The following is a 24183-nucleotide window of genomic DNA, read 5'->3' on the forward strand; positions in this document are numbered from 1 at the left end:
TTTGTTGTTACAAGTCGAATTTTAATTGTACGGTAAGTACCTTTTGTTCCAAGGGTTCATTTTTTTCCGTATTTAGATTGGATAGGGATATCCCCAATAGGCGAACGGAATTTTCCAATTTTTCCTGGTAAAGCAACTCTTTGGTAGTTTCCAATATCAAGGATTTGTCCGCAATATAATAGGGTAGGGTCTTACTCCGCGTCTGAAGGGTGAAATCGCTATATTTTATTTTCAAGGTTACCGTTTTCCCTGATATCTTTGATTTTTTTAGACGTTTTTCCAGTTCCGTGGCAATGTTTTCCAATCTTTGAAGCATAAAGATCTCACTGCTCAAATTTTCATCGAAAGTACGCTCGGCACCTACCGATTTTGGGATTCTATTGGGCTTTACCTCGCTGTTGTGAATACCTCTAACCACATGGTAGTAGTAATCCCCGCTTTTACCAAAATGTTCCCTTAGAAATTCAACGGATTTCTGTTTAAGGTCTTTTCCCGAAAAAATACCGAGGTGATACATTTTATCTGCCGTCACCTTCCCCACGCCATAGAATTTTCTAATTTCCAATTCTTCCAAAAAAGATATTACCTCTTCTGGATTAACGGTTTTTTGACCATTGGGCTTATTGTAGTCGCTTGCAACCTTGGCCAGGAATTTGTTAATGGATATTCCTGCCGATGCGGTGAGGCCCACTTCGTTAAAAATACGCTGTCTAATCTCTTCTGCTATAAGGGAGGCCGAGGGATTTCCTTTTTTGTTGGTCGTAACGTCCAAATAGGCCTCGTCCAATGAAAGCGGTTCCACCAAATCCGTATAATCGAAAAATATATTTCTAATTTTAAGGGAAATCTCCTTATAACGTTCAAAACGCGGGGGAGCAAATATTAGATCGGGACAGTTTCTTTTGGCCAAATAACCACTCATTGCACTACGCACGCCAAATTTTCTGGCTTCGTAACTGGCGGCGGAAACCACACCCCTTTTTTCGGCCCCACCAACGGCCAAAGGCTTGCCCTTTAGAGCAGGGTTGTCCATTTGTTCTACGGAGGCGTAAAACGCGTCCATATCCACATGGATTATTTTTCGTTGTGGGAAATCCAATTTCATACCGTAAATTTATAACAAGTTGGGGCTATTACGCCCCACCTAAAATGTTAAACGCAGAAAATGGGGAAGGGACAAATAAAATTAAGTGGGAAAACGGCCATAGTATTGGGTGCAACCGGCTTAACTGGCGGGTATTTATTGCAGATGTTGCTCAAGGATGAACGCTATATAAAAATAAGGCTCTTTTCTAGGAGCAGTATTGGATTTTCCCATCCAAAATTAGAGGAACATATAGTAGACCTCTTAACTTTGGAAGGTCATAAGGCCGATTTTCTAGGGGATGAGGTGTTTTGTTGTATTGGTACTACCAAGGCCAAAACCCCCGATACGGAAATGTACAAAAAGATAGATTTTGGGATACCGGTTTCGGCGGCCAAAATAGGTCGTGAAAATGGGATTCAAACCTTCCTGGTCATCTCGGCCATGGGAGCCAATTCCAAAAGTGGTGTTAGCTACAACAGAATAAAAGGGGAAATGGAAGAAGCTGTATTAAAGTGTGGCATCCACCATACCTATATTTTACAACCTTCATTGATAGGAGGTAAGCGGGAGGAGAAACGGATAGGGGAATGGTTGGCCAAGCAGTTTATGAAGGTTCTTAATTTAGTTCTCGTTGGACCCTTGGAAAAATATAGGTCCATTGAACCGGAGGTTATTGCGGGCACAATGGTTTGGTTGGCCAACAATAATTCTGGCAATGACAGGATCCAGTCTCATGAAATTGAAAAAATTTACCGTAGCCATTTTTAATACATTAGTAACCAATTAGCATAAATGATAGAAATAGAGCGTAAATTTTTAGTGAAGTCGGAAGCTTTTAAGACAGACGCTGTTCAAAAGGAAAGAATTGTACAAGGTTTTTTAAATACGGACCCCTTAAGGACGGTAAGGGTAAGGATCAAGGGAGACAGAGGATATATAACGGTGAAGGGAAAGGGTAACCAGAATGGTACCACGCGTTTTGAATGGGAAAAGGAAATTTCCGTTAAGGAGGCGGATGCCTTGATGAATTTATCCGAGCCAGGGGTAATAGACAAGATGCGATACTTTATTGAGGTCGGGAAACATATATTTGAGGTAGACGAATTTTTTGGAGACAATTCGGGATTGATAATAGCGGAAGTTGAATTGGAACATGAAGATGAGGACTTTTTAAAACCTCAATGGTTGGGGGATGAAGTAACTTCAGATATCAAATATTACAATTCACAGCTGAGCAAAAACCCTTTTAAGACATGGAAAAAATAAGGTTGTTATTCGTTGTAATATTATTGTGGCAGTGCTTTTCCTGTAAGGATAAGGTAGAGGAACTAAGTATAAAAATGGAGCAGCAAGTTATTGAACCCGAGCCTTCCGTTGCCGAATTGAAGAAGCGTTTGGAATCACAGGGATTTAAAACTTTCGAATATATAGATGAAAAGACCAAGGATACCATCTTGATGCAACAATATTTTATTGCCTTTTTAAAGAGTGGTCCAAATCGGTCCCAATCCAAGACTGAGGCAGATAGTCTACAGGCCTTACATTTGGCCCATTTGGGTAGAATGTACGAGGAAGGATATGCCGATATTTCGGGTCCTTTTGGGGATAATGGGGACATACGTGGCATTACTATCTACAATGTGCCTACCCAAGAAATGGCAGATAGTCTGGCAAATATGGATCCCATGGTAAAAACAGGCAGGCTGGCCATTGAGATACATCCATGGTGGGCTGCCAAGGGGTTCAAACTAAGATAGTTTGGATACATAGCTTTCTGTTGCTATACCTCTAAGATTATTTATGATCAAATGTTCCAATAATTCTGAACTGCTGTATTTGTCAAAGAGATTGTGGGTTGAAAAAAGCATATATTCCAATCTGTTCAAATATATATGGGAGGTAAGTGCCAAATTCACATTCTGTCTGATCTGGCCTTTTATTTGGGCCTGTTGCAAAAGCGCAAGGACATTATCATGTATTACGCTTGCCCTAAATCCATTGAAAAGTTCGTTGGCTTTGGGATAGTATTTCTTTAGGCCCAATAAAAATGACGGACTAAACTTTTTAAGATTATTCAACCCTATCCTGTAAATTGAAATAATTCCTTGGATAGGGTTGTTTTTTTCTTTTTCTATTGCCTCTGTTATCTCATTTCGTACTTTGTTCAATAGGTACTTTAGGCTTTCCTGTACTATTTCTTCCTTGCTCGAAAAATGCCGGTAGATCGTTTTCTTTGAGACACCCATTTCATGGGCGAGGTCATCCAGGGTAAATCGTTTGCTCCCAAATTTTAAAAATTTGGAAATAGCGAATTCTAAAAATTCCTCCTGGTTCTCCATTACTTATAAACTTGGCTTCTATTGCCAGCCACCACCCAAGGAGCGATACAATTCTACCGTAGCCGATAATTGGGATAGTTTGTTGGTAATAAGGTTTAGTTCAGCACTCAGGGCGCTTTGTCTAGCTGTTAACAAGTCCAAGTAATTGGCGTAACCATTTTTTAACAACTCATCAGAATTAGTTTCTGCTTTTCGCAAGGCTTCCACTTCATTTTTTCTGAACTCGAATTTCTTGGTTTCAGCTTCATAGGAAAATAACGCATTGGACACTTCGCTTCCCGCAACCAATAGGGTTTTCTTAAAATTCAATAAGGAACTTTCTTGATTGGCAAGTGCAACTTCTTTTTGGGTTTTTAGTTTTCTTTGATTCAAAAGAGGTTGTGTCAAACCACCAACTACGGTTGCAAATAGGGAGTTTGCATTTAGTAACTTATCCAATTCCAAACTCTGTAAGCCTCCCGAAGCTGTTAAGGTAAGGGACGGATAAAAACTGCTATTGGCAACATTGGTCAATTCAAAATCTCTGATCAGAGCATATTCTGCAGCCATAACATCCGGTCTGTTTCTTAACAATCTTGCAGGTACGCCCAGCTTTATTTCCTGATCAAGGCTTTGATTGTCCAATCGACTTCTTTTAAACTCTTGAGGTGCTTTGCCAAGTAAAATACTCAAAGTGTTTTCTGCTTTAAAAATAGCAGTTTCTATATCTATTTGTAGCGCCTTGGCGCTATTGTACTGCGCTATGTTTTGGTCTACTGCAACCTGGGTTACTTGACCTGCATCTTTTAATGCCTTGATTGTCTCAACACTACTTGCCCTGGTTGCTATGGTTTGCTTTGTTACTTCCAACTGAGCATCCAAAGCCAATAGATTGTAATAGGTATTGGCAATGTTGGAAATCAATTGTGTTTTTACGGCTTGATGTCCTGCAACACTTTGTAGATAATCTGCCTGCGATGCTCTTTTATTACTTCTTATTTTTCCCCAAATATCAGCCTCCCAAGATAAATCTGCAGTAATGTCATATGTGTCCAAACCTCCACTAAATATAGAACCGAACTGACTGTTCTCCGAATATTCCTGATGTGTATAGTTGGGCCCCACACTTAATGTTGGCAAATAACCTGCTTTCCCTTGTTTTGCATACGCTTCAGCAGCTATCATTTGCTGAATTGCGATACGAATGTCCATATTATTCTGCAGACCTTCCTCTATATATTGTTCAAGATATTGATCTGTAAATAAGTCTTTCCAAGATACGTCTGCCATAGAAACACTATCCTTTGGAAGGTTTTCGGTTCTATAAAGGTTTTCGGTTTCTATATCCAGATCCGGTCTTACATAATCCCGTGCCACAAAACAACTTTGTAATGTTATTGCAACTACTAGTAAAAGTGCACCTTTACTTAAACTTCTATGTTTTATAATTGATTTCATTGTTCTTAATCTTCAATAGTTTGTACTGCTGGTTTACTTGAGACTTTTTCTTGTAGCCACTGAAATAAGATAAATAGGATAGGAATCACAAAGACACCCAAAATGGTCCCAATAAGCATTCCTCCTGCTGCTCCTGTTCCGATAGAGTTGTTTCCTTCTGCTCCAACACCATTTGCCAACACCAATGGCATTAATCCTAAAATAAAGGCAAACGAGGTCATTAAAATTGGACGTAAACGCGCTTTTGCCCCATGGATGGCCGCATCAACGATACTCTCGCCATTCTTTCGTCTTTGTAGGGCAAATTCCACAATAAGGATGGCGTTTTTAGCAAGCAGTCCTATAAGCATGATTAGGGCTATTTGGAAATAAATATTGTTTTCCAGGCCTAGAAACTTTGTACTTATATAAGCGCCAAATACACCAAATGGCAAGGATAATACAACTGCAAATGGTAGTAAATAACTTTCGTACTGTGCACTTAACAAGAAATACACAAACAGGATACTTAATATAAAAATGAAGGTGGTTTGGTTTCCTGCATTCACCTCTTCCCGGGTTAATCCAGAATAGGCCACAGTATAATTGGTTGGTAATTTTGCTACTTCTTCCTCAATAACCCTGATGGCATCACCTGTACTAAATCCGTCGTTTGTGGCACCTGTTATAGTCGTAGAATTGAACAAGTTGAAACGGGTAACCGATTGTGGGCCATAAACACGTTTTAGATTGACAAACTGTGTAATTGGTGTCATTTCTCCAGTATCGGTTCTTACATACATACTGTTTAACGCACTTTCATCTGCTCTATCTTCTGGCAATGCCTGAATGTATACCCTAAATTGCTTTCCAAATCTTGAAAAATCCGAGGCGTATATTCCACCAATGTATCCCTGTAATGTGGAAAAGATACTGGTTATGGAAACCCCTTTTTCTTTCGCCTGAGGCACATTCACCTCCATTTCATACTGTGGGTAATTCGTATTAAATGCGGATGTTGCGTATTTAATTTCTGGATGTTGCATTAAGGCCATGGTAAAGTCATTCTTAGCCTTGTCCAAATCCGTGAACTCTCCTCCAAATTTATCCAGTAAATTAATCTCAAAACCAGCAGAGTTACCAAATCCACGAATACTTGGTGGTGAAAAGAAAATAACATTGGCCTCTGGAATAGTGGCTGCTATACCAAATAATTTTCCGGTAATGGCCTGTGCAGATAATGCTTCATCCTTACGTTCGCTCCAATCCTTAAGTTTTATAATCCCAAACCCAAAGTTACTTCCCGATCCACTAATGATACTTCGACCTTTGATAAAGTTAACGGCTACAATACCATCCATACCGTCTATTTTGTCGAATAATTTTCTTGCCACCGCATCTGTTCTATCCAAAGAGGCCCCAGGTGGCAATTCAATATTTGCGAAAATAATTCCTCTATCCTCATTAGGTACAAAACCTGTTGGAGTTGTTGTGGATGCCCAATAAATTCCTATAATGGCAATGATCAATAATATAACGGAAACGAATTTTTTCCTGTATAAGAACTGAAGTGATTTACCATATTTGTCTATTGTTGCGTTAAAGCCGCGATTGAATAATGTGTAAAATCGTTTTATCGGGCTTTTTCCTTTTAATTCTTCATCTTCCTTGTGTTCTTTTAATAGCAGCGCACATAAGGCCGGACTTAACGTTAAAGCATTTACGGCAGAAATAAGGATGGCAATAATAAGAGTTACACCAAATTGCTCATAAAATACACCTGTTGGACCTGTTACAAAGGTTACCGGAATAAATACCGCTGCCATTACCAAGGTAATGGATATAATAGCTCCGGATATTTCGTTCATGGCTGTTAAGGTGGCCTTTTTAGGATTGTGTTCTCCGTTGTCCATCTTGGCATGGACAGCTTCCACAACCACAATGGCATCATCCACCACAATACCAATAGCGAGCACTAGTGCGAATAGCGTTAATAGGTTGATGGAATAGCCGAAAATATTCAGGAAAAAGAAAGTTCCTATAATAGAAACTGGTACTGCAATTGCAGGAATCAAGGTGGATCGAAAATCTTGCAGGAAGATAAACACCACCAAGAATACCAATAAAAATGCTTCTAACAAGGTGGTTATTACCTTATCAATAGAGGCATTTAGGAACAAACTCGTATCGTATGGCACAAAAATGTCCAAACCTTCCGGAAGGTCGGCTTTAACCGATTCCAAAGTAATTTTAATGTTCTCAATAATTTCTTGGGCGTTGGAACCTTTTGTTTGAAAGATTCCCATAAACACCGCAGGATGACCTTTACTCATGGCGTTAGCCGCGTAAGATTGTGCATCCAACTCTATTGTAGCCACATCTTTTAATCGTAAAAACTCCCCGTCTCCCAAGGCTTTAATTACAATGTCGCTGTATTGACTTTCATTTTTAAAGCGTCCACTATAGGTTAGGGTATATGAAAACGATTCTCCGTTGTTCTGACCTAAGGAACCAGCTGCCGCTTCCAAATTTTGTTCTGCCAACACGGCGGAAATGTCTGAAGGAATTAAACCGTAGGAAGCAAGTTTTTCTGGATTTAACCAGATTCGCATAGCATAATCCTGCTGCGAGAATACACTAACATCCCCAACACCGCTAATACGTTGCATTGCCGGAATAACGTTTATTTTTAAGTAATTCTGAATAAAAGTAGCATCATAATCTTCGCTTTCAGAATACATGGATATAAACATCAACGCACTCGTTTCCTGTTTTTGAGTGGTAACACCAGTTTGGGTAACCTCTTGAGGCAATAAGGGCGTAGCCCTTGCCACACGGTTCTGCACGTTTACTGCTGCTATATCTGCATCAATTTCTTGATTAAAATAAACAGTAATTTCTGCACCTCCCGTATTGGATGCGGTAGACGTAATGTATGTCATACCTTCAACACCATTGATTTGTTCTTCAATTGGGATGATGACGCTCTCCATAACAGTTTCGGCGTTGGCTCCGGTATAGTTTGCAGAAACCTTAATAGTCGGTGGTGCAATATCAGGGTATTCCTCTATAGGTAAGCTAGTAATACTGATAATTCCTAGTAATACTATAATAATAGAAATTACCGTTGAAAGAACGGGTCTTTCAATAAATGTTTTTAACATGACTACTATTTTTGTTAGTTGGTGACTAGTTTTTAAATAAAGTGGCTACTGGTTTAATGGCATCTTCAAAAGAAGTTTCTTGAGGGGTAATGACCATCCCGTTTCTTAGTTTGCCTACCCCGGAAACAATAATTTTATCATTGGTATCCACACCGGATTCCACAACATATAGGTTGCCTACCGAGCCTTTTATTTTTACAATGGAAGTTTCTACTTTGTTGTCGGCACCCAATTTAAATATCATTATGTTGCCTTGTTGTTCAAAAGTAGCTGTCTGAGGTACCACTACAGCATCCTTATATTCTATCGGAAATCTTATTTTACCACTGTTGCCATTGGTTAAAATTTCGTTTGGATTGTTAAAAGCCGCTCTAATTTTTATGGTTCCGGTATTCTGATTTATTTGGCCTGTACTCGTTTGAATACGTCCTTTTTCCGAATATATTTTACCGTTGGCCAGTACCAAACTTAAATCTGGTGAATTTTTAATGCGTTCTGCCTTACTTTTCCCTTCAGATCTCTGTAAATGGTCAATGTATTGTGCTTCGTTGAAACTAAAGAACGCATATACTTGGTCAATTTCACTTACAGTTGTTAATGGGGTAGCATCACTTGGACTAATTAATGCACCTTCCCTAAAATTTATGGAACCAACATAGCCGTCTATTGGACTTTTAATAGTTGCATAACCAATGTTTGCAGACACTCCGCTATAGCTGGCTTTTGCTTGTGCTAAATTAGCTTTGGCGGTTTCCAATTGCACTGGGCTAATAATGTTTTTTTCCACAAGTGGAATCAATTTGTCTACTTCAACTTGTGCTACATTAACACGTGCTTTTGCCGCAACGGCATCTTGATTCAAAGACTGTGTTTCCAATTTAAATAACACTTGTCCTTTTTTTACTTTTTCCCCTTCATCTACATATACTTTTTCAATATATCCTGATGTTTTAGCTCTTACATCACTGTTTACCCTGCCCTCTATGGTTGCAGGATAATCTATATATCCTGTAACGGTTTTAAGTTCTACCTGGGACACTGGAAAAGGTAATGGGGGTGCTTGTTGTGCAGCAGCAGCGTTTTCTTGTTTGCTGCCACAGCTCACAATAACCAAGAATACACTTAGTCCTAGAATGGTATATAATTTATTGTTCTTCATTTTTAGTTAAGTTTAAATATGGAATTTGTTGCTAATTAATTTTTCTCTTAATTCTTTAACCGAAGCTGTAGCTTCATCTACAAACTTGACGTAATCGTTATGGAAGGATAGATCGAACTTCTCCTCGTCATTTTCTATTTTCAATTTATTTTGGGTTTCTTTATATGCCTTTATTTCTAAATGAATGGCCCGCTCAGCATTCCAATGGCTGATCATTCTATCCACGTGCTGAATAATGGTATTTTTATTGATTATAAAATACTTTTTGCGGTCTCCTGTCTTCGTGTAATACTCTATTTTATTTAAATCCTGTAGATGATTAAGGTGTGTAGAAATTGTGCTTTTACTTGCACAGAGTATAGTTACCATATCTTCAAAAGTGGATCCTTTCTTTCCTGTAAGGATTATATATGCCAAAATACGCGCTGCAACAGGTGCCAATTGTTCTCTACCCTCTAAATGAACGCCTAGTTTTTCCACCAAGGCCATTTTCTGTTTGCAGATGTTGTGTTTCATTGTTAATTGCTTTATTACTGTTTTTGGGATATTAATAATTTGTAATCAGTAAAATAAGGCGCAAATATACTTATTGGTTCTGAACCAACCGAACTAAACGAAATTAAAGTTTTGTTAAATTGAGATTTTTGCCTGAATAGGTTATTAGGCTGGGAGTTTTACAAATAAAAATAAACCATTATTGGGCCAGAACGCCTTCCAATTCCATTACCGGGATAGGCCCTAGATTGGATTCGCTGATAGAGTACTTTTCGAAGAGGAAGCGCTTTTCGTACAGTTTGTCATCGGCGAAAAAAGTAACAAAGAATTCATTGTTGAAAGCCAATATATCTTCCTGAAGTATTTCAATTTTTCGAAAGCTTTTGGCCGGGATGTCACCCAATCCATGCCTCATGGTAGAAGTTTTACGGTCTCCTTCATAACCGTTGGAGACAGCAATGACTGCTTCTATCTTGGAATCCCTATCATTGATAATGTATGCATTCCAATTTTTCTCCAAGAATTCATCGTTCCATTCATGTACAATGGCAACATGTACATTTTTTGCAATAGGAATTTCTATATCTTTTTTCAATTGTACAGAAAATAATTCAGAATTCTCCCAACTAAGGTAGTTGAGGAAATTTTGTTAATACTATATTTTATAGATAAGCTCCTTTACCAAAAAAGGTTGCTCAACATATGATTGTCACATTTGCCGGAATGCCGGAATTAAAATTAAAAAGCACTCTTAAACTGCTCTAAAAAGCGAACATCATTTTCGCTCAAAAGTCTAATATCTGAAATTTGATGTAGCAGTAAGGCAATTCTATCTATACCCATACCAAAAGCAAATCCGGAGTATTCGTTGGCATCGATGCCACAATTGGTAAGCACATTGGGGTCTACCATTCCACAGCCCATGATTTCCAGCCATCCGGTACCCTTGGTCATTTTATAATCGGTTTCGGTTTCCAATCCCCAATAAACATCTACCTCGGCACTGGGCTCGGTAAATGGGAAATAGGATGGCCTAAGCCTTATTTTGGATTTTCCGAACAATTCGGTGGTAAAAAATTGCAATGTTTGTTTTAAATCCGCAAAGGAAACATCCTTGTCTATATAGAGTCCTTCTACCTGATGAAAAAAGCAGTGGGAGCGAGCGGATATGGCTTCGTTCCTGTATACCCTGCCAGGCGAAATGGTCCTTATGGGCGGTTTGTTGTTTTCCATATAGCGCACTTGTACCGATGAGGTATGGGTACGCAATAAAATGTCCGGATCTGTCTGTATAAAAAACGTATCCTGCATATCTCTTGCGGGGTGGTATTCCGGAAGGTTTAGAGCGGTAAAATTATGCCAGTCGTCCTCTATTTCAGGACCTTCCGAGACATTGAACCCTATACGGGAAAAGATGTCTATAATCTGATTTTTGACTATCGATATAGGATGGCGCGTTCCAAGGCCCAAGGGTTCCCCAGGTCTTGTTAAATCGCCATAAATACCTTTTTCCTCTTTCTTATTTTCGAGGGCATCCTTTAAAGAATTGACTTTTTCGGTTGCAACGGTCTTTAGTAAATTGACGGTTTTCCCAAACTCTTTTTTTTGCTCGTTGGGAACGTTTTTAAATTCTGAAAAAAATTGATTGAACAATCCTTTTTTTCCCAGGTACTTTATGCGGAATGCCTCTATGGCCTCAATATCGGTAGAAGAAAAATTTTCTACCTCGGTAATATGCTTTTTTATGGTATCGATCATGTTGTTCGGCTAATGCCGCAAATTTAAGATATTTACGGCATTACCGACTACATATTTCATCATAAATTGGCTTGTAGCTTACGCTGAAGCTTCAGCCTTTTGTTCAACTGTCTTTTTGTTCAAATAAGAAATGCACTCATCAAAAGTGTTAAAAATGCGATCTTTTGGTATTAGATCTGGTATTAGATCTACCCTTTCCATCATGTAACGTGGTTGATCCAGTACATCTACCAATAATACTTCGATGTTCGAATTAAGTAAATCTATAAGTACGTCTTCCAAGGTGTAAAGGCCGGATTGGTCCATATACTGCATTCTGTCCATACGGATTATAACCGTGGATGCAGTTCTTGGAATTTGGTTTGCCAAGGCTTGAAATTCACTGGTAGAACCAAAGAACAGGGGGCCTTTAATATGCTTTATAAAGACTTTTTCCTTTAAATGTTTCGGGAAATGGGCCTCATCTGCCCATCCTTTTTCATGTTCCAAGGTTTTTACATCCGATCTTTCTGCTGTAAGATCTCCCATTTTTTTCATGAACATTAAGGAGGCAATTACAAGACCCACACCCACGGCATATACCAAATTCCATACTGATGAAAGAACAAGTACCACAAGCATGATGATAACTTCAGAACTTAGTTTAATTGGGCCAACGCTTATGTCTTTTGGTAAACTTGGTATGGCTTTTAATCCTTTATAATCCATAACACCTATACCTACGGTAACCAATATCCCGGCAAGTACTGCTGCGGGTATTTGCGATGCCACTGGGCCCAAAGCCAAAAGAATGATAAGAAGCAATATACCTGCGACCATACCGGACAGTTTGGTTTTACCCCCTGCGTTTATATTTACTACGGTACGAATGGTGGCACCGGCTCCAGGGATTCCCCCAAAAATAGCGGCTATACTGTTACCTATACCCTGACCTACAAGTTCCTTATTGGGCTGATGTTTCGTTTTGGTCATGTTATCGGCCACTACAGAGGTTAAAAGTGAATCTATAGCTCCCAATAAAGCCAACGTTAATGCAGTAAAGACATAGGGGGTTATAGAGCTAAGTTTAAATCCGGTAAATATTTCAAGGTTGGGAACGGGGAAGCCGCTGGGTATTTCTTCAATAGGACGATAGTTGAGTCCAAATCCGTAGGCCACTCCTGAAACAACGATCAGGGCTACCAAGGCACTTGGTATGGCAGTGGTAATTTTTTTGAAGCCATAAATAATGGCGATTGTAGATAGGGCTAGGATAAGTTCCAGCCAATTGATGTTTTGCATGGCCCTGGGAAGAACTTTTAAGGTGCCCAAAACCCCTGAAGCCTCACTTTTGGCCAGAGTTCTTGCCTCTTTGTCCATATCATCTTGGGTAATGGTTTTTGAACGTTTTATAGTTTCTTCAAAATTTTCCAAAACCAGAATACCTTCGCCAGCTTCTTCCTTTAGAATATTTTCTAGGATGATTTCCTCTGCCATCGGTTTAAATTGGGATACAAACTCGTTATCTTCTTTGGGATAATACCCTACGGATGGTAAAATTTGGGTCACCAAAATGATGACACCAATTGCGGTCATAAAACCGGAAACCACGGGATAGGGGATGTAGCGAATGTATTTGCCTATACCTAAAAGACCTAAGCCTATTTGCATAAGGCCGGCCAATAGAAATATAATAAGAATGGCGGGAAGCGCTTTTTCTATACTTCCGTCATTAACAGCCACTAACCCTGCAATAACCACCATACTTACGGCTGTCATTGGAGCCGTTGGGCCAGATATTTGAGTGTTGGTTCCTCCAAAGAGCGCGGCGAAAAAACTGATGAATATAGCTCCATACAGTCCGGCACTTGGTCCAAGTCCAGAACTTACACCAAAGGCTAAAGCTAGTGGGAGAGCAACAATACCTGCTGTAATTCCACCAAATAGGTCTCCTCTAAAATTTGAAAAAAAATTTTTCATAATATTGAATTTAATGCTGGGTTAGTTTAAGCAATCATTACTAAAGATTGAAACCAACCTTTGGTTTCAATAGTAAGAAGGCCAGTATAGCTATACTGACCTTCTGGGTCATTAGGGTATTAATCGTAGAAAATAACTTCACCATTGGAAACGTCATACATGGCGCCAACAACTTTTATTTCCCCCTTTGTTTCCATTTCAGTCAATACAGGGCTATTCTTGCGTATGTTGCCTATTGTTAAATGTACGTTCTTTTCTGCAACTTTATCCACGAATTCAAGGTTTTTGGAGTTCCTTAAACTCTCATCAGTGGGTTCTTTAACAGCCTCCACTGCTGGTTCTATTTTGTTGATCAAGGCAGTAAGATTACCTAATCTTGCATGATCACAAGCTCCTTTTACGGCACCACAGCTTGTGTGGCCCAGAACAACGAGCAGTTTGGTGCCTGCAAGTTTACATGCAAACTCCATACTGCCCAAAATATCTTCATTAACAAAGTTACCAGCTATTCTAATGCTGAAAATATCACCTAAGCCTTGGTCAAAGACTAATTCTGCGGAAACTCTGGAGTCGATACAACTTAAAATGGTTGCAAATGGAAATTGCCCTTCACTTGTGTCGTTCACCTGTTCAAGTAGGTTTCTGTTGGCTTTTAGATTGTTTTGAAATCTTTGGTTGCCTTCCTTCAAATATCGCAATGCCTTTTCGGGGGTCATTGTGGCTTGTGTTTCTCTTGTATGCGCTTTCATATTTATTTATTTTTATTAAGCAATTTTTAGTGTTGTGTTAAAATCATAATGGGTGTGTTTTTCCCCGGTAATCATAATATTAATATCCGATTTCTTTACCTTATCATATATATTCAATAGTCTGGAAAGATCTTCTTTTTCCTTATTTCCTCCATCCAAAAGCAACAGATCTATGTTGCTAATGGATAAATAAACAGGAAGATTATTCACCGTATTTTCATTGAGGTCAAAAACAAAGTTGATGGTCTTGCGCCCTTCTGAACCGGCTGTTTGCGGTGGGAAATTTGAAGATTCACCAATGTTAAAAGACTTTAAAGGACTGTTTGAATGTAGAAATAGCTCTTCCGTAAAGGATGAGCCAAATATCCCTTCGGAACAATTTAGGGAGCCAATACCTATCTTCATACCTGGTTCAAGGCCCTTGTCATGTGAAACGATCAAGACAGGACCCTTAAAAACACTTAGGACAAAGTTGATTACCCTATTTTCAGCAGTATTAAAATGTTTGCTCTTATGTCTTCCCAAGACTATAATGTCCGGGTCGTTTTCGTGTAGATATCTATCGATCTCATTTCTAATATTGCCAAAGGTACTGGAATAATTAATAGCTACCCCGTAATTATCAATTATGGGCGATAATATATTCTTCATTCTTTTTTCCGTCTGAATATATTCACGGTTTAATGTACGCATGGCCGATAATTGGTTTTCTTTCCCTATAACGGCCGTTGGCTTCGTTACATTTAAGACTTCTATCTCACCATTGATTATTTGGGCCAAACTAACAGCACTTTTTAACAGGCTGGATATGTCTCCCTGTAAATCAGTGAATAGAGCTATTTTATGTTTATTTCTTGTCATTTCCATTAGCTTAAACTTAATTTGGATTTTGGTCTAGTTCTAAAAAATTCCGTAAAACTGGGCGGATTTTCAATTACACCACGCTTAGAAAGAAGTTGAATATCTATATTGCGCTCTTTTGCCTTCACTGAAAAGTTGTCCAGAATTTCAATTATATCCGGATCAAGATATCTAGTTTTAATCAGGTTTATTTCCAAATAGGTGTCCCTTGGCAGGCTGTCCAATTCTTTAAGAATGGCACCTTTATTAAAGAAGGTAACTTCTTCTGCAAGTGTCATTTTTATCTTGTGCTTACCGTTGCTTACATCTTCCATATGAAGGAAATGGGAGTTCTGGTAGCTTTTTAGTAGGATAATAAACACCCCTACAACAAGACCTAGGCAGATACCAACGAGCAAATCTGTAAATATGATACCAAATACGGTTACCGAAAAGGGAACGAACTGCTTCCATCCCAATTTGTACATTTGGACAAAAAGGGCCGGTTTTGCCAATTTAAATCCTACGATAAAGAGTATGGCCGCCAAAACCGAAAGGGGGATCATATTCAATAACTTAGGAATAAGAATAACAGAGATAAGTAACAGGAAACCATGAAAAATAGCCGATAGTTTGGATTTTCCACCAGATTGAATGTTGGCAGAACTTCTAACGATTACTTGGGTAATGGGCAGTCCTCCAATTAGACCTGATATAATATTACCGGTACCTTGAGCAAGTAGCTCGCGGTTGGTTGGGGTCACGTTCTTTTCAGGGTCCATCTTATCGGTAGCCTCAACACATAAGAGCGTCTCCAGACTGGCAACCAAAGCAATGGTAAAGGCAGTAACCCATACATCTGGGTTGGAGATGGCAGCGAAATTTGGGAAACTGAACTGCCCAAAAAATGATGCTGCGTCTTCGGGAATTGGTACACTTACCAAGTGATCCGAAGATATGGATAGGTATGTACTGTTCTGTGTCAATACAAAGAATATAATACCTATCGCAACGGCAACCAATGGCCCTTGGATAAGTTGAAAAATCTTGCCTTTTTTGGAAAGTACCTTATCCCATAACAATAGTATGGATAAGCCCACTATGGCCACCAGTGTTGCACCGGGGCTAATATTGTTTACGGTATTCAGGATCCCCGAAAAGGTATTCTCCCCATCCACCTGAAAAAAGGCCCAATCGCCTTCGGGGTCCGGGTCATAACCAAAAAAATGTGGAATTTGTTTAAGTATAATAATGATACCTATACCGGTCAGCATTCCTTTTATTACGGACGAAGGAAAATAATACCCGATAATCCCGGCTTTGAGAAAGCCAAAAATCAACTGAATAATTCCACCTAGTACAACGGCAACCAAGAAGTTTTCAAAACCTCCCAGGGCGCCAATAGCTGTCAACACTATAGCGGCCAGGCCAGCGGCTGGTCCACTAACGCCAATTTTGGAGCCACTTAGCGCTCCAACAACAATACCGCCGATTATACCGGCAATTAAACCTGAAAATAAAGGGGCCCCACTGGCCAAGGCAATACCCAAACAAAGGGGTAACGCAACAAAGAATACAACGACACTTGCGGGAAGGTCGCTTTTAATATTTTTGAACATATATAAAAAAATAATTTGGTCCTTAATGGGAATCAAGGACAAGTTTTTAATTAATCGAAAAAGTTTTACTTAACTGATAGGATTAACTAATATGTTCAGGTGGTGGTAGTAGAATTTTTTGGGTGAAGTTAATATGTCCCATGGGGTGGTAAACACCCAATATAGATTTTTGGGACATGGCTATTAAAGAAAAATCTGTAAAACCATCGTTTACGAATTTTTCCTGTAAGGGAGATTTCTTACCGGTTTCTTGCTGTTCTTCTTCGTTAAGGTTGGTTACAATAACGGGATCGTCAATATCTAGCAAAGTAATTGCGCTCGGAGCCACTATGGCAAATAGCCAAAGTGAAAGCAAAAGAATACGAGCGAAAACTTTCATAGTATTATTAATTATGACAAATATAACACCAACGGTTTGATTAGACGTTAAAGAAATATTAAAAATCCTTAAGTACTTTTATATCATCTGTTGGAATCCATCCCGTGGTGCCATCTGCGATTTCAATTTTTTTCCAGTCATTTAATTGTTCAAGTACATTGATTTTGGTACCGGCGTGCAAAGTGAAAATGGTCTGACTCCTATTGTTGGGCTCGGATTTAATACCAACTTCTTCCGTAAAAACAATGGCAGGTTGTTCCGATTCATATTTAGAATATTGTAAATAGGCCAGTACCACGGACAATAATGTAAAGAGCAGAAAAATAAGGCTGCTTATGAAGGCTATTCGTTTTTGGGTAGAAAACTTGAAATAATAAAAGGCGATATAACAGCATACAAAGAGCATCATAAATCCAATGGCCACATAGGCCCATTGGTCAATTGAAAGGTAGGTAGTGAGTTTGTTGTACATTTTGGAAATAGAGGTCTGGGGCAGGGGCTCAATGGCATCCAAAGTCATATTTTGGGCATAGGACAAGTTGTTCTTAATATCCTGATCATTTGGTTTTAACAATAATGCCTTCTCATAGTAATAGATACTTGGGGCAATTTTGTCTAGTTTGTAATAGGTATTCCCCAAATTGAAATAGAGTTCGGCCGAATGTTCCCCATTTTGCAAGATCTTTAAATAATTGTCCGCGGCTTTGGTATACTCTCCTTGGTTGTACAAGGCCGTAGCTTCCTCGAATAGCTGTTCATTTTGGGGAAATCCCAAGGTACATACCAGAAACGCTAAAATAGTTAATACACGTACCATTGTTTAAATTTGTTTGTCCAGTTGTGAAATAACCTCACTGGCTTTATTGTAATCCTGTTGCATCTGAACATCGGAGAAAGGACTATATCTAGCCATTTCGCAGTTCTTAAGTAACCCTACAAAACCTTCCCTAGTGGTTTCGTCTACATTTTTTTCACTTAATAAAGAGGCTATTTTATCCTTACTGAATTCTGATGTCTCTATTTTAAGTTTGGCCTTCAAATAATTGTGCAATGCCTTTTCCAAAGCCACGTAAAACGACTCTTTGGATCCCAATCCTTTTTTGGCTGCGGATAGGTATTTCTTCGCAAGTCTGTTGGCACGTTTAATTTTGTTTCCTTCCACGTCACTGGCAATAGCCTCTCTTTTTTTACCTAAGAGGATGGCCAATGGAATTAATAAAACCGGTAGTAACCACCACAGAAAGAAGCTTTTGGACCCAAAAAAGTAATTATTGTTAATGGCTGTAAGATTTGGTTTTATTTTATTGAATACAAATTGATCTCCCGTAGCCACAACCCTTTGTTTATTATTGGAAATAGGACCAGTATTATTTGCGGCTCCGCTTGTTGGGCCTTCCAGTACATTGATCATAATTTCCCCGGAACTCAAGGTTTGATACTTTTCAGTCTTAGGGTTGAAGAAGCTGAAAGTTATACTGGGAATGGGATACTTGCCCTTAAATGTAGGCACTACCGTATAGCTGTTGCTTACATTTCCTTCCATACCGGATAGGGTAGTACGGACACTTTCATTGAATTCCGGATCATATACTTCCAAGGAACTTGGTAGGTTTAAACTTGGAATTTCGAAAAGTTTTAAATTTCCCTTTCCATTTATGGCCACTTTGGCCTGCAGGGATTCGGATGCGTTAAGATGCGTTTTACTGGTGGTCACCGAAAATTGGAATTCTCCTACCGCACCACTAAAATCTGCCGGTTTACCTTCTGTAGGCAAGGGTTTTACATTAATTTTCCTATTGCCAGCGGATACGGTCTTGTTGGTTTGGGCAAATATTCTTCCCCCAAAAAAATCCCGTTTGTTGGTGGGAACCTGGAGACTTACATCCAGGGAAAGCGGTTCAATTTCCAATTCTCCTGTTTTCTGCGGGTATAAAACTACCCGCTTTAAGATTACTGACCTATACGACTTGCCATCATAGGTAGTATTCTGTACATCGTATTTGGTGACAGGAATATCCTGGCTCCAGAAATTGTTGTATTTGGGATTGTCCAGCGCCCTAAAATTGGTTACGTCTATAGATGGACTTGCATAAAGCTTATAAACTACGGTAACGGCTTCATTTAAATATGGGCTGGTTTTGGATATTTCGGCAACTAGGTGTAAACTTTCATCCGCAACATCGTCTACCGTTTTTTCGCCGTCCGGTCTTTCAACTGCAGCGGTAACCTCCACTTCTTTGGGAAGTGATTTATAGGTTTCACCTTTGATGACAATGGTGGCCTGCTTAATGGTAAATTTCCCCCTAGCCGTAGGTGCCAGTGTATAGGTGTAGGTTTTGGAAAAGCTCCTTACCCCGTTCACCCAAGAGGAGCTGATGGATTGCGATGGACCCATAATTACCCTGAAGCCTTCAAAATCAGGAGGGACAAAATTGTCCCCATCCCTGTTCATGGTAAAGTCTACCCTTAGACGTTCGTTAATGCCCAATACCTCCTTGCTGAGATTCATCTCGAAGGTGACGGTTTCATCGTTCTGGGCATACGAAAGTATGCCGAAGAACAACATTGAGAATAACGATATGTATCTTTTAATATTCACGTGTATTACCAGTCTTTTTCATTTTGGATTTTTGCACCTTTTACTTTTTGAGCATCAATTTTTTCCTGTACTTTTTTCTCCTCGTTCTGCATGGCCTCCAATAGGTTTTTCACTTGTTGGGGGGATAATTGGTTAGGTCTAGGTTGTTGTTGCTTCTGCTCTTCTGCCTTATAGGGCTCGTCGTTTTTCTCTTCATCTTCTCCTTCACCCTCTTTATTGTCTTCTTTCTGTTCCTCTCCTTTATCTCCCTCTTCCTTCTTGTCGCCCTGGTTCTCCTCTTCTTGGTCTCCTTTATTATCTTCGTTCTGATCCCCTTCCTTTTTATCCTGGTTTTGGTCCTGCTGATCTTTTTGGTCTTCCTGGTTTTGGTCGTCCTTATTCTGATCGTTTTGTTGTTGTTCATCCTGCTGTTTTTTCAGCATTTCTTTGGCCAACGCCAAATTGTAACGTGTCTCCTCATCCGTAGGGTCATTTCTTAAGGATTCCTTATAGGCATCTACAGCTTTTTGGTATTCTTTGTTTTTCATAAAGACATTGCCCATGTTATGGTAGGCCATGTGCTTGTCTTTTTTGTTGGTAGCATTTTCTCCCGCCTGCTTAAACCTGCCAAAGGCTTCGCTATAGGTTTCGTTTTCGTAATAGGCGTTCCCTAAATTGTAAGGAGCTATACTGTTTTCCGCACTCTTGGAGATGGCCCTCCTATAGTTGGCTTCGGCATTTACAAAATTACTTTCGGACAGATCTTTATTTGCCTCCCAAGTATAGTTGTTGGCAAGTTTAAGTGATTTTTCCTTTTCCTTGTCCACTTCCTGCGCTTGGACAAGGCCTCCGATCAAAATAATGATAAATGCTATCTTTTTCATAATCCTTCTGCGTTTATCGCTCGTTAAACAGATTCAATTTTTTAAGCCACTTCGTTTTTCTATCCAAGACAAAAATGTCTAAAAATAAGAATAAAAGCCCTGCGGCCAAAAACCACTGGAACTGATCTTTGAATTCTGCAAATTGTTTGGCCTCAAATTCTTTCTTGTCCATTTGGTTTAATTGCTCCTTAATAAATTCAACGGCTTCATCCGTGTTTTCGCCGTTTATGTATTCTCCATTGCCCTCATCGGCAATTTCCTGGAGCACATCTTCATTTAATTTTGTAATGACCACTTCGCCTTGGTTATCTTTTTTCAGGCTTTCAACAATACCGTTTCTTTTTAGGGGTATGGGTGCTCCTTTTGTTTTCCCTACCCCAATGGTAAATATCCTAATGCCTTCATTGGTGGCGTCCTCAACGGCATTGCTTACATTGCCTTCGGAATGGTCCTCCCCGTCCGAGATAATGAAAAGTACCCGGTTGGTTTGTTCCTCATCGTCATAATAGGTCGATGCCAATTCAATGGCCTGATCAATAGCTGTTCCTTGTGAGGAAAGCATATCGGTGTTCATGTTTTGCAGGAACATTTTGGCGGCCCCATAATCGGTCGTTATTGGGAGTTGTGGAAATGCCTGTCCGGCATATGCAATTATTCCAATTCTATCACTCGCCAATTGATTGATAATTTCGGAAACCAAACGTTTGGCCTTTTCCAGTCTATTAGGGGCTATATCCTCGGCCAACATACTTTTGGAAACATCTACGGCAAACACTATATCGACCCCTTCCCTTTTAACGGTTTCCAGTTTGGTACCCATCTTTGGGTTGACCAAGGCCATTGTTAAAGAGGCTATTCCCAATAGAATAAAAATTAATTTTAAAGTGGATTTAAAATTGGATCTGTCCGGAGTCAATCGCTTTAGAAGGCCAAGGTCCGCGAATTTTTTCTGTGTTCTTTTTTTCCAAATTTGAAGAAGCACAAAAAGAACCACCATCACCGGAATGATGGACAACAGATATAAATATGATTTTTCGTCTAACTGAATCATTTTGTATTCATCCTTTTTAAATCAAATCCCTATAAAACTAGTTCCTTGATCTTAAATAAAACTTCTATAAAAGGTGTTCCTTGCCAGCCATTCCAACAAGAGCAAAACCCCTGCCAAATACACCCAGGGTCTAAATTTTTCTTCGTATTTGTAGTACTTGAACTCCTCTACTTCCGTTTTTTCCAACTTATTGATCTCCTCGTAAATGGCCTCCAGTTTTTTATTGTCGGTAGCCCTAAAATATTGCCCTCCGGTTGTTTCCGCAATAGATTTTAACAGACTTTCATCTATTTCTACTTCCCGCATCCCATACCTGAAGGATCCATCGGCGTTATATGCTATGGGCGTCATAGCATTGCCATTGGTTCCAATACCGATGGTGTAGGTTTTAATGCCGAACTCCACTGCCAGATCTGCTGCTGTTTGGGGCTCTATAAAGCCAGAATTGTTTACCCCATCTGTAAGCAAAATAATTATTTTGCTCAAAGCCTTGCTCTCCTTTAGTCTGTTTACAGAGGTGGCAAGTCCCATTCCAATAGCAGTCCCATCATTTAATTGCCCATATGTTATTTCGTCCAACGCCCTTAAGACTATGGATTTATCACTTGTAATAGGCGTTTTGGTATAGCTTTCCCCTGCATAGGCCACCAAACCTATCCTATCGTTTGGTCTTTCGTTAATAAAATCGGCCGCTACTTTTTTAAGCGCTGCCAATCTATACGGTTTTAGATCTTTTGCCAACATACTGGAGGAAACATCGATGGCCATTACAATATCGATTCCTTTTGTAGTTTTGGTCCTTGTGGAGATATCCTCGGTTTGCGGTCTGGCCATGGCAACTATGATTGCGGCCAAAGCCAATAAGCGTATAGCAAATAGCGCAGGTTTTAATTTGGGCAATATGCTACCTTTGGGAAAGCCCTTAATGCTCGACATTTTTAAGGAAGCGGTCTGTTCCTTTCTTTTGAGGAAATACCAAAGCATTGCCACTGGAAGTAATAGAAACAACCAGAAAAACTGTGGGTTCGCAAAGGAAATATTCTCAAACATCTATAAGCTCGTTTTTACTTCTACTGAGTTCAAAATTCGGTCTACTATCTGGTCTGCATATTGGTCGTCTTCCAACCATGTCAAGATTACATTTTGCTGAAAACCTTTTCCTCCAAAAAATAGGACTACATAGTTTCCAGAGATCAATTCCTTGGATTCGGGCACGGCAAATTTTCCACTTCCGTACAGTTTAACCCCTTTTACCCCAGAGAGGGTAGAAAAAGGTTCTTGCTTGGTAATGATGTTCTTGGCACCTTGATTCTCAAAATTTTTCAAAATTTGTTCGGAGGCCTTTTCAAAATCCGGCTCCTCCGGTTGTGCCAATGTAATAGAGGTGGCACCAATGGTAAACAGTCCTATGGAGCTCCTATAGGCAAAGGCCTGCATTTCTTTTATAGAAGCTTGGGCTTCTGGCGGCAGTTTTACCCCTTGGCGCAATAAGACTTCGGGGGTATGCAAACTAATAGGAGGAAAACCGTAATCGCTTTGTACCCATTCCCCTTCCAATAATTCTTTGGTAGGGTGGCCCAAAACGGTATCCTTTACCTGTCCAAATCCGTAGTAACCTATTGCTGCTACAGTGGAAAATAAAAGTACAAGGACCGCGGTGACGGCAACAATGACTATTTTTTTCTTCTGTTTCTTGCGTTCCAGCTCCTCCAAGTACTCTTCCCTTTGCAATAATTCCTCTTCAGTGGGTTCTGGAATAGCCTCTTTGGTCTTGATTACAATCTGTTCAACAGATTTTCTGTCCTGTTCGGCTACGGAGGACTCCGGCTTGGATTTTGCAAATTTCACCAAATCGGAGGTCTGTAAAACCTTTTTGAACTGTTGTATGGTCTCGTTGTCCAGTTTCAACTGTCCAGCATCCTTCATCATTTCCAATTTATCTATCAATTGGTCCGTGGTACTTTCCAATGCCGTGACATGAACATCCTCTTCCAGATAGGACCGCACAATGTCCGTTAATTCGGAATAATAGGATTTATAATCGTCCTGAATTAAATATTTAGATTTTTCCAATTGCTTTAAACCAAGGATAGCACGGTCGAAAGGAGGTAATAGGGCTACTTTTTCCTCCTCGCTCAACGGTTTTTTTCTAAAAACGAACCAATACAAGGCCGCCCCGGCCAAAATAAGGATGCCCAATATCCAAAGGAGTATTTTCCAGAGGGTCCCGTTCGATTTTTCTACATTGATAAGGGGTTTTATATCGTACATCTTCTGTGCCAAGGTATCGACCGGAACGGTAGCAACATCAATTTTTACGGAATCGGTAAAAAATGGTTTTCCGTTCACCATGATCTGTTGTCTTGGAAGTACATAGGTACCGGAATCAAATTGGGTAAGGGCATAGATTTTTTGCAAGGTCATCCTATCCAATTTTTTAACCGTATCGGTCTTTAGTGCTTCCACGGTTTCCAATGGCGAAAAGGTCTGGCCTTCCGGGAAGATTACCTGTGCAGTGGAATCTGTTTCCACGGTGACCTTAAAATTGATCTGTTCCCCAATCTTTATATAAGTAGTATCCACCCCTGACACAATGGTGGGGGCACTTTGGGAAAAAACATGTGTCGAGGCAAATAGCAGACACCATGTAATATATCGTAATAAATACGAATAACTATTTTTAATGCTCAAATTTAAGTTCCTCAT

The 24183-nt window shown here is 39.6% G+C and carries 22 protein-coding genes; 3 read left to right on the forward strand and 19 right to left on the reverse strand.

From position 1 onward, the window contains the following. Window positions 1–7: 7 nt before the first annotated feature. Window positions 8–1105 (reverse strand): DNA polymerase IV, encoded by a 1098-nt coding sequence (gene dinB / locus BUA60_RS03505; protein ID WP_072860326.1) that lies wholly within the window; start codon window positions 1103–1105, stop codon window positions 8–10. A 60-nt stretch (window positions 1106–1165) separates the two neighbouring features. Here dinB and BUA60_RS03510 point away from each other — a divergent pair, with 60 nt between their 5' ends. From BUA60_RS03510 to BUA60_RS03520, 3 genes are read left to right on the forward strand one after another with little or no spacing between them, the layout of a single operon-like run. Beyond that, a complete protein-coding gene (locus BUA60_RS03510) occupies window positions 1166–1855 on the forward strand; it encodes a Rossmann-fold NAD(P)-binding domain-containing protein (protein ID WP_072860327.1) in 690 nt (229 codons plus the stop codon). A gap of 24 nt (window positions 1856–1879) precedes the next feature. Then, on the forward strand, window positions 1880–2353 hold the full coding sequence (locus tag BUA60_RS03515) for a CYTH domain-containing protein (protein ID WP_072860328.1): 474 nt from the start codon (window positions 1880–1882) through the stop codon (window positions 2351–2353). Beyond that, window positions 2341–2844, forward strand: a complete 504-nt coding sequence (locus BUA60_RS03520) for a YciI family protein (RefSeq protein WP_072860329.1) — start codon at window positions 2341–2343, stop codon at window positions 2842–2844. Before BUA60_RS03515 ends, BUA60_RS03520 begins: the two co-directional genes overlap by 13 nt. Here BUA60_RS03520 and BUA60_RS03525 read toward each other — a convergent pair. The 18 genes from BUA60_RS03525 to BUA60_RS03610 all read right to left on the reverse strand — a co-directional run bounded on the left by BUA60_RS03525 (window position 2836) and on the right by BUA60_RS03610 (window position 24183). Continuing rightward, window positions 2836–3426 (reverse strand): TetR/AcrR family transcriptional regulator, encoded by a 591-nt coding sequence (locus tag BUA60_RS03525; protein WP_072860330.1) that lies wholly within the window; start codon window positions 3424–3426, stop codon window positions 2836–2838. The two genes, BUA60_RS03520 and BUA60_RS03525, sit on opposite strands and share 9 nt — an antisense overlap. Before the next feature lie 18 nt (window positions 3427–3444). Beyond that, entirely contained in the window at window positions 3445–4863 is a 1419-nt protein-coding gene (locus BUA60_RS03530) for an efflux transporter outer membrane subunit (RefSeq protein ID WP_072860331.1), read from the reverse strand. A 5-nt stretch (window positions 4864–4868) separates the two neighbouring features. Then, window positions 4869–8006, reverse strand: a complete 3138-nt coding sequence (locus tag BUA60_RS03535; protein WP_072860332.1) for an efflux RND transporter permease subunit — start codon at window positions 8004–8006, stop codon at window positions 4869–4871. A gap of 25 nt (window positions 8007–8031) precedes the next feature. After that, window positions 8032–9165 (reverse strand): efflux RND transporter periplasmic adaptor subunit, encoded by a 1134-nt coding sequence (locus BUA60_RS03540; RefSeq protein WP_072860333.1) that lies wholly within the window; start codon window positions 9163–9165, stop codon window positions 8032–8034. Between the two features lie 12 nt (window positions 9166–9177). Then, window positions 9178–9681 carry a GbsR/MarR family transcriptional regulator gene (locus tag BUA60_RS03545; protein WP_072860334.1) on the reverse strand — a complete coding sequence of 168 codons (504 nt, stop codon included), beginning with the start codon at window positions 9679–9681 and terminating at the stop codon, window positions 9178–9180. A gap of 178 nt (window positions 9682–9859) precedes the next feature. Then, window positions 9860–10255, reverse strand: a complete 396-nt coding sequence (locus BUA60_RS03550; RefSeq protein WP_072860335.1) for a hypothetical protein — start codon at window positions 10253–10255, stop codon at window positions 9860–9862. Window positions 10256–10398: 143 nt separating this feature from the next. Then, window positions 10399–11418, reverse strand: coding sequence for a phenylalanine--tRNA ligase subunit alpha (gene pheS, locus BUA60_RS03555; protein ID WP_072860336.1), 1020 nt, complete (start codon window positions 11416–11418; stop codon window positions 10399–10401). Window positions 11419–11496: 78 nt separating this feature from the next. Beyond that, window positions 11497–13377: a SulP family inorganic anion transporter gene (locus tag BUA60_RS03560; protein WP_072860337.1), complete on the reverse strand. Its 1881-nt coding sequence runs from the start codon at window positions 13375–13377 to the stop codon at window positions 11497–11499. 119 nt (window positions 13378–13496) lie between these two features. Continuing rightward, entirely contained in the window at window positions 13497–14126 is a 630-nt protein-coding gene (locus BUA60_RS03565) for a carbonic anhydrase family protein (protein ID WP_072860338.1), read from the reverse strand. A 15-nt stretch (window positions 14127–14141) separates the two neighbouring features. Further along, window positions 14142–14987: a universal stress protein gene (locus BUA60_RS03570; RefSeq protein WP_178346959.1), complete on the reverse strand. Its 846-nt coding sequence runs from the start codon at window positions 14985–14987 to the stop codon at window positions 14142–14144. A 5-nt stretch (window positions 14988–14992) separates the two neighbouring features. Further along, on the reverse strand, window positions 14993–16585 hold the full coding sequence (locus BUA60_RS03575) for a SulP family inorganic anion transporter (RefSeq protein ID WP_072860841.1): 1593 nt from the start codon (window positions 16583–16585) through the stop codon (window positions 14993–14995). 82 nt (window positions 16586–16667) lie between these two features. Then, window positions 16668–16964: a hypothetical protein gene (locus BUA60_RS03580; protein WP_072860340.1), complete on the reverse strand. Its 297-nt coding sequence runs from the start codon at window positions 16962–16964 to the stop codon at window positions 16668–16670. Between the two features lie 58 nt (window positions 16965–17022). Continuing rightward, window positions 17023–17781: an SH3 domain-containing protein gene (locus tag BUA60_RS03585; RefSeq protein ID WP_072860341.1), complete on the reverse strand. Its 759-nt coding sequence runs from the start codon at window positions 17779–17781 to the stop codon at window positions 17023–17025. A 3-nt stretch (window positions 17782–17784) separates the two neighbouring features. Continuing rightward, window positions 17785–19563: a BatD family protein gene (locus BUA60_RS03590; protein ID WP_394333312.1), complete on the reverse strand. Its 1779-nt coding sequence runs from the start codon at window positions 19561–19563 to the stop codon at window positions 17785–17787. Between the two features lie 5 nt (window positions 19564–19568). Next, window positions 19569–20426, reverse strand: a complete 858-nt coding sequence (locus BUA60_RS03595) for a tetratricopeptide repeat protein (protein ID WP_072860343.1) — start codon at window positions 20424–20426, stop codon at window positions 19569–19571. 13 nt (window positions 20427–20439) lie between these two features. After that, on the reverse strand, window positions 20440–21477 hold the full coding sequence (locus tag BUA60_RS03600) for a VWA domain-containing protein (RefSeq protein WP_072860344.1): 1038 nt from the start codon (window positions 21475–21477) through the stop codon (window positions 20440–20442). A 51-nt stretch (window positions 21478–21528) separates the two neighbouring features. Beyond that, a complete protein-coding gene (locus tag BUA60_RS03605; RefSeq protein ID WP_072860345.1) occupies window positions 21529–22527 on the reverse strand; it encodes a vWA domain-containing protein in 999 nt (332 codons plus the stop codon). Next, a complete protein-coding gene (locus BUA60_RS03610) occupies window positions 22528–24183 on the reverse strand; it encodes a hypothetical protein (protein ID WP_072860346.1) in 1656 nt (551 codons plus the stop codon).

It is taken from the genome of Arenibacter palladensis, assembly GCF_900129275.1.
Taxonomy (GTDB): Bacteria; Bacteroidota; Bacteroidia; order Flavobacteriales; family Flavobacteriaceae; genus Arenibacter; species Arenibacter palladensis.